Annotated in this window: 6 protein-coding genes, 1 tRNA gene and 1 rRNA gene; 1 reads left to right on the plus strand and 7 read right to left on the minus strand. The window is 70.2% G+C overall.

Annotated features, from left to right (window positions below; all coding sequences use genetic code 11):
- Positions 1-17: 17 nt before the first annotated feature.
- The 4 genes from ACZ4SW_RS16500 to ACZ4SW_RS16515 all read right to left on the minus strand — a co-directional run bounded on the left by ACZ4SW_RS16500 (position 18) and on the right by ACZ4SW_RS16515 (position 10,449).
- Complete coding sequence (locus tag ACZ4SW_RS16500; RefSeq protein WP_468243181.1) at positions 18-887, minus strand: helix-turn-helix domain-containing protein; 870 nt, start codon at positions 885-887, stop codon at positions 18-20.
- Between the two features lie 289 nt (positions 888-1,176).
- Complete coding sequence (locus tag ACZ4SW_RS16505; RefSeq protein WP_468243183.1) at positions 1,177-3,885, minus strand: DNA translocase FtsK; 2,709 nt, start codon at positions 3,883-3,885, stop codon at positions 1,177-1,179.
- 137 nt (positions 3,886-4,022) lie between these two features.
- Positions 4,023-4,703, minus strand: a complete 681-nt coding sequence (locus tag ACZ4SW_RS16510; protein ID WP_200418585.1) for a response regulator — start codon at positions 4,701-4,703, stop codon at positions 4,023-4,025.
- Between the two features lie 286 nt (positions 4,704-4,989).
- On the minus strand, positions 4,990-10,449 hold the full coding sequence (locus ACZ4SW_RS16515; protein WP_468243186.1) for a HAMP domain-containing protein: 5,460 nt from the start codon (positions 10,447-10,449) through the stop codon (positions 4,990-4,992).
- 374 nt (positions 10,450-10,823) lie between these two features.
- On the opposite strand from ACZ4SW_RS16515, the gene ACZ4SW_RS16520 reads away from it, so the two are divergent.
- The gene (locus tag ACZ4SW_RS16520; protein WP_468243188.1) at positions 10,824-13,571 is read left to right on the plus strand and encodes a SpoIIE family protein phosphatase; all 2,748 of its coding nucleotides are present in this window, start codon (positions 10,824-10,826) and stop codon (positions 13,569-13,571) included.
- 129 nt (positions 13,572-13,700) lie between these two features.
- On the opposite strand, the gene ACZ4SW_RS16525 is transcribed toward ACZ4SW_RS16520, so the two are convergent.
- From ACZ4SW_RS16525 to rrf, 3 genes are all read right to left on the minus strand, one after another.
- Positions 13,701-13,776, minus strand: a tRNA-Thr gene (locus ACZ4SW_RS16525).
- An 86-nt stretch (positions 13,777-13,862) separates the two neighbouring features.
- Positions 13,863-14,525 carry a DegT/DnrJ/EryC1/StrS family aminotransferase gene (locus ACZ4SW_RS16530; RefSeq protein WP_468243216.1) on the minus strand — a complete coding sequence of 221 codons (663 nt, stop codon included), beginning with the start codon at positions 14,523-14,525 and terminating at the stop codon, positions 13,863-13,865.
- Positions 14,526-14,637: 112 nt separating this feature from the next.
- Positions 14,638-14,742, minus strand: a 5S ribosomal RNA gene (gene rrf, locus ACZ4SW_RS16535); the annotation flags it as partial.

Here is a 14,742-nt window from a genome sequence, read left to right on the forward strand (position 1 = left end):
CGCCGGGCGCCGCTCGGTCAGCCGGTGACGGGGTCGCCCTTGGTGTAGGTCAGGCGCTCGACCTGGCCGGGCCGGAAGTCGTCCTGGATCTTCTTTCCGTTGACGTAGAGCTGGATGGCGCCCGCGTCCCCGAGGACGAGGTCGATCTTCTCCTTGTCCTGGAAGGTCTGGGAGTCGCCCTTCTTGAGCAGCCCGTCGAAGAGGGTCCGGCCGTTGTGGTCCTTGGCCGAGATCCAGCTGCGGCCGTCCGTGGCGCTCACCTGGACCGTCACCTTGTCCCGGGGCGCGGCCGCGATGGCGCTCTCGGACGGCTCGGGCTTCTGGTCGGCGGGCTTGCTGCTCTTGGTCGTCGGCGTGGCCGGCTTGCCGGTGCTCGCCGGCGGTCCCTTGGCGATCGGCGTGTCGGCGGTGTCCGAACTGCTGGTCCCCTTGATCAGGGTGAACCCGACGAAACCGATCACCACGACGATGGCGGCCACCATGGCCGCGGTCCAGTTCGGCCCCCGGCGGTCGGGCCGGATGCGCTCCGCCTCGAAGAGCGGGGCCGCCGGGGTCGGGGCGGGCCGGGCGCCGTGTTCGGCGGCGTACTGCTCCAGCAGCGGCGCCGGGTCGAGGTGCACCGCGCGCGCGAGCGTGCGGATGTGACCGCGGGCGTAGACATCACCGCCGCAGGGGGCGAAGTTGTCCTGTTCGATCGCGTGCACGATGGCGATGCGGACCCGGGTGGCGTTGCTGACCTCGTCGACGGTCAGCCCGGCCGCGATCCGCGCCTGTCGCAGGGCTCGGCCGATCGAGGGGCGGTCCGCCGCGGAGGCGTCGTCACCGCCGTCTTCGAACGGACGCGCGTCCTCAGGGGAGTTGCCGTCAGGGGAGTTGCCGATGGACACGGGGGCGCCTTTCGAGCGTGTAGCCACCTGTGCTGGAAGTTCAGTCTAGGAGGGGTACGAAAGGGTGGGGCAACCGGGCGGTAGGACTTTGTACGCCATCAGAATGGCCGGTCATCCTGATGCCGGGAGAGTGGTCTGTCCTCTCTCAACTTGACGTCCGACGGCGGGAAACGGTTGCTCACGGAACACTTACGAGTGGGTCACGACCGGGCGTCCGAGCGCCCCGCGGGGCACGCTCAGACCCGCTCGGCCGGCCCGCTCGCACAGCGGCCCGGGACCGTCCGGATCCCTACGGTTGAGACTCCCCACGAATGACCGCGAGCACGCCGTCCAACTCGTCGGGTTTCACCAGAACGTCCCGAGCCTTGGACCCCTCGCTGGGACCCACGATGTTCCGCGACTCCATGAGGTCCATCAGCCGTCCGGCCTTGGCGAAGCCGACGCGCAGCTTCCGCTGGAGCATCGAGGTGGATCCGAACTGGGTGGAGACGACCAGCTCGGCCGCCTGGCACAGCAGGTCGAGGTCGTCGCCGATGTCCTCGTCGATCTCCTTCTTCTGCTTGCCGCCGACCACGACGTCGTCCCGGAAGACGGGCGTCATCTGCTCCTTGCAGTGCCGGACGACCGCCGCGACCTCCTCCTCGGTCACGAACGCGCCCTGCATGCGCACCGGCTTGTTCGCGCCCATCGGCAGGAAGAGACCGTCGCCCTTGCCGATCAGCTTCTCGGCGCCGGGCTGGTCGAGGATGACGCGGGAGTCGGCCAGGGAGGAGGTGGCGAAGGCGAGCCGGGAGGGCACGTTCGCCTTGATCAGGCCGGTGACGACGTCCACGGACGGCCGCTGGGTGGCGAGCACCAGGTGGATGCCGGCGGCGCGCGCGAGCTGTGTGATGCGCACGATCGCGTCCTCGACGTCCCGGGGCGCCACCATCATCAGGTCGGCCAGCTCGTCGACGATCACCAGCAGGTACGGGTAGGGCTGCAGCTCGCGTTCGCTGCCCTCCTGCGGCTTCACCCTGCCCTGCCGGACGGCCTCGTTGAAGTCGTCGATGTGCCGGAAGCCGTACGCCGCCAGGTCGTCGTAGCGCAGGTCCATCTCGCGCACCACCCACTGGAGCGCCTCGGCGGCCCGCTTCGGGTTGGTGATGATCGGCGTGATCAGGTGCGGGATGCCCTCGTAGGCGGTCAGCTCGACCCGCTTGGGGTCGACGAGGACCATGCGCACGTCCTCCGGGGTCGCGCGCATCATGATCGAGGTGATCAGGCAGTTGATGCAGGACGACTTGCCGGAGCCGGTGGCGCCGGCGACCAGCAGGTGCGGCATCTTGGCCAGGCTGTGCATGACGTAGCCGCCCTCGACGTCCTTGCCGAAGGCGACCAGCATCGGGTCGTCGTCCTCGGCGGACTCGGCGAGGCGCAGGACGTCACCGAGGTTGACCATCTCCCGGTCGGTGTTCGGGATCTCGATGCCGACCGCGGACTTGCCGGGGATCGGGCTGATGATCCGTACGTCGGGGCTGGCGACGGCGTACGCGATGTTCTTGGTGAGCGCGGTGATCCGCTCCACCTTCACCGCGGGGCCGAGCTCGATCTCGTAGCGGGTGACCGTCGGGCCGCGGGTGAAGCCGGTGACGCGGGCGTCGACCTTGAACTCGGTGAAGACGTTGGTGAGTGCGTCCACGACGGCGTCGTTGGCGGCGCTGCGCGCCTTGCCGGGGCCGCCCCGGTGGAGCAGGTCCAGGGCGGGCAGGGCGTAGGTGATGTCGCCGGACAACTGCAGTTGCTCGGCGCGCGGCGGCAGCTCGCGGGGCGCCTCGGGGGCGGTCTTCGTCAGGTCGGGCACCGCGGACGTGGACGCGGACGCGGGCTCCTCCGGCTGGGGGCGCGCGGCCGGCACGGGCGTCGGGGTCGTCGGCTCCCGGTCCCCGACGCTCACGCCCTGGGTGAGGTCGGCGACGACCGGGGACGGCGGCATGCCGTGCAGGACGGCGCCGTCCAGGGCCGCGGCGGCGGCCGCCGCGACGTCCACGGCGTCCATCTCCCTGCCCAGGGCGGGCTGCTGCACGGCGGGGCGCCGGGGACGGCCGCGGCGCCGGGAAAGCGCCTCCTGCTCGGCACCGTCCGGGTCGTACGCGTCGGGGGCGGGGCCACGGCGCCGGGTGCGGGGCAGCGCCTCGCGCCACTGCTCGTCGTAGCGTTCGTCGTCCTCGGTCGGAACCTCGTCCTGCGGGTCGTGCAGGAGCCCCAGTCTGATGCCGAGGTGGCGCAGCCTGCGCGGGATGGCGGTGACGGGGGTGGCGGTGACGACGAGCAGGCCGAAGAACGTGAGCAGCACGAGCAGCGCCACCGCCAGGGCGTCGCCCATGGTGTACGTCAGCGGGGTGGCCGCGGCCCAGCCGATGAGCCCGCCGGCGTCCCTTATGGCCTGCATGCCGTCGCCGCGCGCGGGGGCGCCGCAGGCGATGTGCACCTGGCCGAGCACGCCGATGACGAGCGCGGACAGGCCGATGACGATGCGGCCGTTGGCCTCCGGCCGCTCCGGGTGGAGGATCAGGCGCACGGCGATGGTGCCGAGCAGGAGCGGTACCAGCAGGTCGAGGCGGCCGAAGGCGCCGGTCACCAGCATCTGCACGAGGTCCCCGACGGGACCGCGGAGATTGGCCCACGTACCGGCGGCGACGATCAGCGACAGCGCGAGCAGCAGCAGCGCGAGACCGTCCTTGCGGTGCGCCGGGTCGAGCCCCTTCGCGCCCCGCCCCAGTCCGCGGAACAGGGCTCCGACGGCGTGCGCGGCGCCGAGCCACAGGGCGCGTACGAGTCTGTACACGCCCGCGGTCGGGTTGGGCGCCGGTGCGGGGGCGGGCTTCTTCGCCGCCGCCTTCTTGGCGGGCGCCTTCTTCGCGGCGGCTTTCCTGGCGGGGGCCTTCTTCGCCGGAGCCTTCCTGGGAGCGGCCGCCTTCTTCGCGGCGGCTTTCTTGGCTGCGGGACGTGGGGCCATGGGTGTGAGATTACCGTTGGAAAGGGCAGGGAACACGCGCTCCTGCAGCTTCACCCGTTCGTGTCGCCTCAGAGGACTCGCGCAGTTGACGCCGTCTCAATCGGGCGTTCACGGCACCGCCCCGGACCTGCCCCGCGTCAGTTCTGCGAAGGCACCGACGGTGCCCCGCTGCCGGTCCCCGGCTCCAACGCGTCCAGCGCCCTGCGCAGCCCCGTGAGTTTGCGCTCGAGGTGGGCCGCCGTCGCGACCGCCGCCGCGTCCGCCGACTCGTCGTCCAACTGCTTGGACAGCGCCTCCGCCTGCTCCTCCACCGCCGCGAGCCGCGCCGAGAGCTCGGCGAGGATGCCCGCCGGCTCCTTGCTGTCGCCGCTTCCGGACTTGCCGCCCTCGAGCTGGAGCCGCAGCAGGGCCGCCTGCTCCCGCAGTTGGCAGTTCTTCATGTACAACTCGACGAAGACGGAGACCTTCGCCCGCAGCACCCACGGGTCGAACGGCTTGGAGATGTAGTCCACCGCGCCCGCCGCGTATCCCCGGAAGGTGTGGTGCGGGCCGTGGTTGATGGCGGTCAGGAAGATGATCGGGATGTCCCGGGTCCGCTCGCGCCGCTTGATGTGCGCGGCGGTCTCGAAACCGTCCATACCCGGCATCTGGACGTCCAGCAGGATCACCGCGAAGTCGTCCGTCAGCAGCGCCTTGAGCGCTTCCTCCCCGGACGATGCCCTGACCAGCGTCTGATCGAGCGCAGAGAGGATGGCCTCCAGCGCCAGCAGATTCTCCGGCCGGTCATCGACCAGGAGGATCTTGGCCTTCTGCACCATGGCCCGCCCTCCTCGCCCCGGCTTGGGGCCTCCCCTGTCCGCAGGACTCTGGATGACGCCGCCCGGCGCCGCCCCAGGGGACGACTCCCTTACGCCGCCCGTCCTTGTGCCGGTCATCGTAGCCGCACCCCGCCCGTCGCCACACCCTGTCACCGCGATGTCACTGTGCACATAGCAGAAACGCGGCAGGAGACCAGAAGGTTCCCCGCACACCGCACTTCTACACGGCTCTCGCCCTCCTCAGTCGGCAACTCCGCGTGAACGGCAGGCGTTCTCCTCCATCCCTTCACTCCACGCGCATCCACTGTTCCATCACCGACAGAAGGTGATCGGGATCGACCGGCTTGGTCACATAGTCGGAGGCGCCCGACTCGATGGCCTTCTCCCGGTCGCCCTTCATCGCCTTCGCCGTCAGCGCGATGATCGGCAGCCCGGCGAACTGCGGCATCCGCCGGATCGCGGTGGTCGTGGCGTACCCGTCCATCTCCGGCATCATGATGTCCATCAGGACGACCGCCACGTCGTCGTGCTGTTCCAGGACCTCGATGCCCTCACGGCCGTTCTCCGCGTACAGCACCGACAGGCCGTGCTGCTCCAGGACGCTGGTCAGCGCGAAGACGTTGCGGATGTCGTCGTCGACGATCAGCACCTTCTCGCCTTCGAACCGCACGCCCTGCCTGGACAGCGCGCCCTCGTGCGGCTCGCCGCCGACGTGGTCCTGACCCGCGCCGCCCCGGCCCGCGGTCACGGCCCTGCGGCGCCGCCGGAAGAGCGCCGCCGGCCCGTTCTGGGTCTCCTGGTACGACTTCACCTCGGCCGGGGTCTCGATGTCCGGCGCGGACAGCTCGGCCTCGGAGGCCAGAAGTTCGCCGGCCTCCAGGGCGGGCGCCATCTGCGCGTAGCCGTTCGGCGGCAGCTCGCTCGGGTGCAGCGGCAGGTACAGGGTGAACGTCGAACCGCGGCCGGGCTCGCTCTGCGCGTGGATCTCACCACCGAGCAGCCGGGCGATCTCCCGCGAGATGGACAGCCCGAGGCCCGTACCGCCGTACTTGCGGCTGGTGGTGCCGTCGGCCTGCTTGAACGCCTCGAAGATCACCCGCATCTTGCTGGCCGGGATGCCGATGCCGGTGTCGGCCACGGAGAACGCGATCAGCTCCGCGTCCGCGTCCCGCAGTGAACCGGCCTCGAGGAGCTGCTCCCGGATGGCCGTCGGAACATCGCCGCCCGCGGGCCGGATCACCAGCTCCACGGCCCCCGTGTCGGTGAACTTCACCGCGTTGGACAGCAGGTTGCGCAGCACCTGCAGCAGGCGCTGCTCGTCGGTGTGCAGCGTGGCGGGCAGCTCCGGGGACACCCGCACGGAGAAGTCCAGGCCCTTCTCCGCCGTCAGCGGCCGGAAGGTGGCCTCCACGTAGTCGACGAGCTGGACGAGCGCGATGCGCGTCGGGGAGACGTCCATCTTGCCCGCCTCGACCTTGGACAGGTCCAGGATGTCGTTGATGAGCTGGAGCAGGTCGGAGCCGGCGCCGTGGATGGTCTCGGCGAACTCCACCTGCTTCGGCGAGAGGTTGCCCTCCGCGTTGTCGGCCAGCAGCTTGGCCAGGATCAGCAGCGAGTTGAGCGGCGTGCGCAGCTCGTGCGACATGTTGGCCAGGAACTCGCTCTTGTAGCGCATGGACACCGCGAGCTGCTCGGCGCGCTCCTCCAGGACCTGCCGCGCCTCCTCGATCTCGGTGTTCTTGACCTCGATGTCGCGGTTCTGCTGGGCGAGCAGCTCGGCCTTCTCCTCCAGTTCCGCGTTGGACGCCTGGAGGGCCTTCTGCCGCTGCTCCAACTCCTCCGACCGCAGCCTGAGCTGCTCGGTCAGCTCCTGCGACTGCTTCAGCAGCACCTCCGTCTTGGTGTTGACGGAGATGGTGTTGACGCTGGTCGCGATCATCTCGGCGATCTGGTTGAGGAAGTCCTTCTGGATCTGTGTGAACGGCGTGAAGGACGCCAGCTCGATGACGCCGAGCACCTTCCCCTCGAAGAGCACCGGAATGACGATCACCTGGGCGGGCGGCGCCTCCCCGAGCCCGGAGGAGATCTTCAGGTAGCCGCTGGGCGCGTTCTCCACCAGGATGGTGCGCTTCTCCATGGCCGCCGTTCCGATCAGCGCCTCACCCGGCCGGAACGACGTCGGCATCGAGCCCATCGAATAGCCGTACGACCCGAGCATGCGCAGCTCGTACTGGTCGTCGCTCTCGGCGCTCACGTCCTGGCCGTCGACCAGCGGCATGGCGACGAAGAACGCCCCGTGCTGCGCGGACACCACCGGCGTCAGCTCGCTCATGATCAGCGAGGCCACGTCCTCCAGGTCGCGGCGGCCCTGCATCAGCGCGGAGATGCGGGCCAGGTTGCCCTTGAGCCAGTCCTGCTCCTTGTTGGCGATCGTGGTGTCGCGCAGGTTGGCGATCATCTTGTTGATGTAGTCCTGAAGCTCCTGGATCTCCCCGGAGGCGTCCACGTCGATCTTCAGGTTGAGGTCGCCGCGCGTCACCGCGGTCGCCACGCGCGCGATGGCGCGCACCTGCCGGGTCAGGTTCCCGGCCATCTCGTTCACGGACTCCGTGAGGTCCCGCCAGGTGCCGTCGACGTCACGCACGCGTGCCTGGCCGCCGAGCTGCCCCTCGGTGCCCACCTCGCGGGCCACGCGCGTGACCTCCTCGGCGAAGGAGGAAAGCTGGTCGACCATCGTGTTGATGGTGGTCTTCAGCTCGAGGATCTCACCGCGGGCGTCGATGTCGATCTTCTTGGTCAGGTCGCCCTTGGCGATCGCCGTGGTCACCATGGCGATGTTGCGCACCTGGCCGGTCAGGTTGGACGCCATCTGGTTCACGGACTCGGTGAGGTCCTTCCAGGTGCCCGCCACACCCGGAACGTAGGCCTGACCGCCCAGGATGCCGTCCGTGCCCACCTCGCGGGCCACCTTGGTGACCTGGTCGGCGAACGAACTCAGCGTCTTCACCATCGTGTTGAAGGTGTCGGCGAGCTGCGCGACCTCACCGCGCGCCTCGATCGTCACCGTCCGCGTCAGGTCGCCGTTGGCGACCGCCGCCGCGACCTGGGAGATGTTCCGCACCTGCATGGTCAGGTTGTTGGCCATGAGGTTGACGTTGTCGCTGAGGTCCTTCCAGATGCCCGTGACGCCCGGGACGTGCGCCTGGCCGCCCAGGATGCCCTCGGTGCCCACCTCGCGGGCCACCCGGGTCACCTGCTCGGCGAACGACGACAGCTGGTCCACCATCGTGTTGACGGTGGTGACCAGCTCGAGGATCTCGCCCTTGGCGTCGACGGTGATCTTCTTGGACAGGTCGCCCTTGGCGACCGCGGTCGTCACCTCCGCGATGTTGCGCACCTGCATGGTCAGGTTGTTCGCCATGCCGTTCACGGACTGCGTGAGGTCCTTCCAGGTGCCGGAGACGCCCTGCACCTCGGCCTGACCGCCGAGGATGCCCTCCGTACCGACCTCCCGGGCCACGCGCGTGACCTCCTGGGCGAACGACGACAGCTGGTCCACCATCGTGTTCAGGGTGTTCTTCAGCTCCAGGATCTCGCCCCGCGCGTCCACCGTGATCTTCTGCGACAGGTCACCGCGCGCCACGGCGGTCGCCACCTGCGCGATGTTGCGCACCTGCGCGGTGAGGTTGCCCGCCATGCCGTTCACGGAGTCCGTCAGGTCGCGCCACACACCGGCAACGCCCGGGACCTGCGCCTGACCGCCCAGCCGGCCCTCCGTGCCCACCTCGCGGGCCACCCGCGTCACCTGCTCGGCGAAGGCGGAGAGCTGGTCGACCATCGTGTTGATGGTGTTCTTCAGCTCCAGGATCTCCCCGCGCGCGTCCACGTCGATCTTCTGCGACAGGTCACCGCGCGCGACCGCCGTCGTCACCTGGGCGATCTGCCGCACCTGGGAGGTGAGGTTGCCCGCCATGAAGTTGACGGAGTCGGTCAGTTCCTTCCACGTGCCGCTCACGCCGGGGACGACGGCCTGACCGCCGAGCCGGCCCTCGGTGCCCACGTCCCGCGCCATCCGCGTGACCTGGTCGGCGAACGACGAGAGCTGGTCCACCATCGTGTTCACGGTGTTCTTGAGCTGGAGCATCTCACCGGAGACGTCCACGGTGACCTTCTGCGACAGGTCGCCGTTGGCCACCGCCGTCGTCACCTGGGCGATGTTGCGGACCTGGCCGGTGAGGTTGCGGAAGGCGGTGTTGACGGAGTCCGTCAGGTCCTTCCACGTACCGGCCGCGCCCGGCACCTGCGCCTGACCGCCCAGCTCGCCCTCGACGCCGATCTCCCGCGCCACGCGCGTGACCTCGGCACCGAACGCCGAGAGCTGGTCGACCATGCCGTTGACGGTGTTCTTCAGCTCCAGCATCTCGCCGGCCACGTCGACCGTGACCTTCTGCGACATGTCGCCGTTGGCCACCGCCGTCGTCACCGCGGCGATGTCCCGCACCTGGGTGGTCAGATTCCGGAAGACCGTGTTCACCGAATCGGTGAGGTCCTTCCACGTTCCCGCCGCACCCGGCACGTTCGCCTGACCGCCGAGCTGCCCCTCGGCGCCCACCTCGTTGGCCACGCGCGTGACCTCGTCCGCGAAGATCCGCAGCGTCTCGGTCATCTGGTTGATCGTCTCGGCGAGGCGCGCGACCTCGCCGCGCGCCGGCACGGTGACCTTCTGCGACAGGTCGCCGTTGGCGACGGCCGTGGTGACCTGAGCGATCCCGCGCACCTGCGCCGTCAGGTTGCCGGCCATCACGTTCACCGAGTCGGTGAGGTCCTTCCACACCCCGGCGACGCCCGGCACCTGCGCCTGGCCGCCCAGGATGCCCTCGGTGCCCACCTCGCGGGCCACTCGCGTCACCTCGGAGGAGAACGCGGAGAGCTGCTCGACCATCGTGTTGACGGTGTTCTTCAGCTCCAGCATCTCGCCGGCCACGTGAACCGTGACCTTCCGGGACAGATCACCCTTGGCGACCGCGGTCGTCACCAGGGCGATGTCGCGCACCTGCGCGGTGAGCCGGTACGCCATCGTGTTGACGGACTCCGTCAGGTCCTTCCACGAACCCGACATACCGCGCAGCCGGGCCTGACCGCCCAGCTTGCCCTCGGTGCCCACCTCGATGGCCACCCGCGTCACCTCGTCGGTGAACGTCGACAACTGGTCGACCAGGTTGTTGACCGTGCGGGCGACCTTCAGGAACTCACCGCGCAGCGGATGCCCCGCCCCCTCCGGACCCGGCGTCCGCAGCTCCATGCGCGGCGACAGGTCGCCGTCCGCCACCGCGGACAGCACCCGGCCGACCTCGGCGACGGGGTGTACGAGATCGTCGACGAGCGCGTTGGACGCCTCGATCGCCGACGCCCAGGAGCCCTCACAGGCCCCCGTCTCCAGCCGCTCGGTGAGCTTGCCCTCCCGCCCGACCACCCGCCGCACCCGCGCCAGCTCACCGGTCAGATGCATGTTCCGGTCGGCCACCTCGTTGAAGACGGCGGCGATCTCCGACATGACCCCGTCACCGGAGACGGTCAGCCGCTTGCGGAAATTGCCGTCCCTCATCGACACCAGGGCCGCCAGCAGCCGGTTCAGGGCCGCCGTGTCCACGGCGGTGGTTCCACCACGCCCCGCGCGCTGGTTGCCCAGGGACTGTCCGCCTTTCGCGCGCGTTTTCGTGCCACGCGTCGCTGCGCCAGACTCCACTGTGTCCCTCCCGCAGGGGTCGACCATCACTGTGCTCAGGGGTACTGCTCGCCGTACCGGTTACCGATGCGTAGTCCTGCCCGATCCAGCCAGGCACACGCGCGTGCTCCTGCCCGGCGTGGCGAAAGACACTCGGCCTGCCCGGACCTTCTCCTAGAAGCTTGCCCAGTGTTTCACCATGCCGGAACCAGGCCATAACAGTTCGGCAGCTTCGCACATGCTCCGCACACCCTCCGGACGTAAACACCGGCGACCGGCATCGGCATGGACGGCGAAGGTAAGTAACCTTGCATGCGGCTGTCCAGCCGCAGCGGTCGACCGGCCTGGGCGGTGGCACGAGCATGAGCGGGCAGGCATCGGAGGGGCACCGCACCATGACCACCGGACTGCATCCCGGGGGACCACCCCAGGATCCCCGGCAGAGGGAGGACCAGCCACTGCCTCGGCAGGAGGGGGTCGGCCCTGGAGCCCTGCACGTCGAGAACCGGACGAGGAGTTCTGTGATCACCGCGCGCGCGGCCGCCAGCTTCGAGCCCGTCGGACGATCGGTCGCCGGTGCCCGGTCCTTCGTCCGCGACACCCTCCAGGGCTGGGGCTTCGCCGACATCGTCGACGACGCCGTGGTCCTCACCAGCGAACTCGTCACCAACGCGGTCGTCCACGCGGGCACCTCCGCGGACGTCCTGTGCCTGCGCAGCGACGACGGCGTACGCATCGAGGTCGCCGACCGCTATCCGGAACGCGAGCTCCCCCTGCAGTCGACCGCCGTCGACATGGGCAGCCCCGACCGGGAGGGCGGCCGCGGACTGCAGCTCTGCGCCGCCCTGGCCCGCCGCTGGGGCGTGGAGTACACGCCCACGCACAAACAGGTCTGGTTCCAGCTCGACCTGCCCGATCGCCCGGTCGGCACCCGCGCGGCGGGCCCCGCCCTCCCCGCCGACCTGCTGCCGCTTGCCGACGGCCGGGTCCGCGTCGCGGTCGTCCAGATCGACCGCTCCGGCTGCATCAGCGCCTGGAACGAGGACGCCGAGGAACTCTTCGGGTACGCCGCCGAGCAGGTCACCGGCAAACCGCTCACCGACCTCGCGGCCTGGCCGCACACCCCCGGCACCGGCACGGGCATCGCCGAAGCCCTCCAGCTCTCCCGCTGGGAGGGCAGCTACGGCATCCGCTGCGCCGACGGCCGCGTCATCCCCGTCTACGCCTCCCACCTGCGGGTACGCGACACGGCCGGCGAGCCGTCCACGGTCTGCCTGCTGGTGCGCGACCACGAGCGGGCCGTCCTGCAGACCCCGCTGCGCGGCGCGGCACCCGACACGACCACGGCCGCGGAGGGCCAGAACGCGGACCCCTTCGAGGTCTTCATCGGCTCCCCCGCCCCCGACGACCTCGACGGCCTGCTCCAGCGCACGGTGGAACGCGCCCGCGACATGCTCGACGGCGACGCGGCCTTCCTGCTGCTGGCCACCGACGACGAGACAGAGCTGGAGGTGCGCGCCTCCACCGGCCTGCCCTCCGCCCGCCAGCGCTTCGCCCGCGTCCCCGTCGAGGCCGGCCCCGGCCGCTACGGCTCGGCCCGCATGCCGGCCGTCCACGACGACCTGGCGGCCGTACCGGGCGCGGTACCCCTGCTGAACGGCACCGGCATGCGCTCCGTGGTGACGGTCCCGCTGAAGGTCGAGGGCCGCCTGACCGGCTCCCTCGGCGTGGCGGCGGAGGCACCGTCCCGGTACTCCAACGAGGAGGCGCTGCGCCTGCAGTTCGCCGCGGACCGCATCGCCCTCGCCGTGGAGTCGGCCCGCCTCGGCGAGCTGGAACGGCTGCGCCGCGGCTCCCTGAGCTTCCTCGTGGAGGCCTCCGACCTGCTCGCCGGCACCCTGGACCGGGACCAGACGCTGGCGCTGATGGCCCAGATGACGATCCCCACCCTGGCCACCTGGTGCGCGGTGTACACGATCGCGGACCAGGCGTCCGAGCCGTACCTGTCCTACGTCCTGCACGAGGACGAGGACCGCATCGACGGACTCAAGGCTCTCCTGTCCAAGATCCCGCCTCCGGAACCGATCCCCACACCGGGCGCCCGGATCTGGACGGCGCCCGCGGAGGCGGCCCACCAGGCGGCGCTGCGCACCTCCATGCGCAGCCTCGGCCTCGGCGAGCCCGCCACGGTCAGCTCCGGCATCGGCACGACGCTGGCGACGGCCTCCGCGGTCGGCGGCGAAACGGTCGTACTGCCCCTGGTGGCCCGCAACCGGGTCATCGGCATGCTCACGCTGGGCAAGCCGACGGACGAACACTTCCGGCAGGAGATCCTGGAGCTGGCCGAGGACTTGAGCCGCCGGGCCGCCCTCGCCCTGGACAACGCCCGGCTGTACTCGGAACGCACGGCCATCAGCCAGTCCCTGCAGCGCAGCCTGCTCCCCCCGGGGCTCCCCCACATCGACGGCGTCGAGGTGGAGGTCATCTACCGCGCGGCCGGCGAGGGCAACGAGGTCGGCGGCGACTTCTACGACCTGTTCCCGATCCGCGACGGCGCGTACGGCTTCGCCATCGGCGACGTCTGCGGCACGGGACCGGAGGCGGCCGCGGTCACGGGTCTGGCCCGCCATGCCCTGCGCCTGCTGGCCCGCGAGGGCTTCGGCGGCCCCGCCGTCCTGGAGCGCCTGAACTCCGCGATCCTCGACGAGGGCGCCCGCAGCCGCTTCCTGACCCTCCTCTACGGCGAGTTGTGGCCGCAGGAGGACGGCAGCGCCGTGCTGAAGGTGGTGTGCGCCGGACATCCGCTGCCGCTCCGGCTGCGCCAGGACGGCACGGTGGAACCGGCGGCCGAACCGCAGCCGCTCCTCGGCGTCATGGAGGACCTGGAGCTGTACGAGCAGACGGTGACGCTCGACCCGGGCGACGTCCTGCTGTGCGTGACGGACGGTGTCACCGAACGCCGCGAGGGCCGGCGCATGCTGGGCGACGACGGCCTCGCCGACGTGCTGACGACCTGCACGGGTCTCACGGCGGGCGCGGTGGCGGCCCGCATCATGCGCGCGGTCGAACGCTTCGCCTCCGACGCCCCGTCGGACGACATGGCCATTCTGGCGATGCGGATGCCGGATCTCCCGAAGGACTGATGTCCCGGGACGAAGGACTCGTGTACCGCGACGAAGGACTGTCCCGGGACGAAGGACTTATCTACCGGGACAAAGGGCTGATGTCCCGGGACATGAGAAAGGCCCCGCCCGATGGGCGAGGCCTTTTCGTGGAGCCCCCAAACGGAATCGAACCGTTGACCTTCTCCTTACCATGGAGACGCTCTGCCGACTGAGCTATAGGGGCTTGTCGCGTTTTCGAGGTTTCCCTCGCGGCAACGGAATAGATCATACCCCGAACTGACGTGTGCTCCCAACCATCAGGGCACCGGTTCAGAAAGCGGGCTGGAGCAGTCCGCCCAGGGCGTTGCACGCGGAGACGATCCTGTTCATCTCACGCTTCGTCAAGGACGCGTCCACCGGAAGGGAGAGCGTCTCGTCGGCGGCCCGCTCGGTCTCCGGCAGATACACGTCACGCCGGAACGCCGGCATGCGGTGCAGGGGCGTCTTCACCGGCACCCGGCACTCGACTCCCCTGGCCCGCACGGCCCGTGCGAAGGCATCGCGGTCGGGTCGGCCGTTGCCCGGCACCCGCACGACGTACTGCTGGTAGGTGTGGCCGCCGCCGTCCTCGGGCGTACGCACGCCCCGCAGCCGCTTGCCGAGGTATGCGGCCCGCTCTCGCCGCTGCGCCACCTCGGTGTACGGCGTCTCGGACTCGCCCTGCTCCAGCACGAGGAGACCGTGCCGCTGCCCAATCTGGTGGAGGGCGGTGACATCGGCCGACCGACCGAATCGGTGCACGACGACGACCGCGACGCTCTGGGAGGTCACCACGGCCTCCACCGCGGCCGGGTCCAGGCAGTACGTCGCCGGGTCTATGTCCGCGAAGACCGGCGTCGCACCCGCCGAGGCCACGGCCTCAGCCACCTCGATGTTGCCGAACGCCGGCACGATGACCTCGTCACCGCGGCCGACACCCGCGGCCGTGAGCATTCCAGCAGTACCCATGACTGGGATGCTGCTGGGGCAGAGTGAACGCGAAGTGACGGGCAACACAAAAGAGCTGGTCCCCGAACCGAAGCTCGGGGACCAGCTCTGAAGAATTGTTCGGCGGTGTCCTACTCTCCCACAGGGTCCCCCCTGCAGTACCATCGGCGCTGTGAGGCTTAGCTTCCGGGTTCGGAATGTAACCGGGCGTTTCCCTCACGCT

Source organism: Streptomyces sp. NPDC028331 (assembly GCF_055565775.1).

Coding starts and splice junctions, on each gene's coding strand:
- ACZ4SW_RS16505 (WP_468243183.1), bottom strand. CDS start 3,885: ATGGCCCCACGTCCCGCAGCCAAGAAAGCCGCCGCGAAGAAGGCGGCC.
- ACZ4SW_RS16510 (WP_200418585.1), bottom strand. CDS start 4,703: ATGGTGCAGAAGGCCAAGATCCTCCTGGTCGATGACCGGCCGGAGAAT.
- ACZ4SW_RS16520 (WP_468243188.1), top strand. CDS start 10,824: ATGACCACCGGACTGCATCCCGGGGGACCACCCCAGGATCCCCGGCAG.
- ACZ4SW_RS16530 (WP_468243216.1), bottom strand. CDS start 14,525: ATGCTCACGGCCGCGGGTGTCGGCCGCGGTGACGAGGTCATCGTGCCG.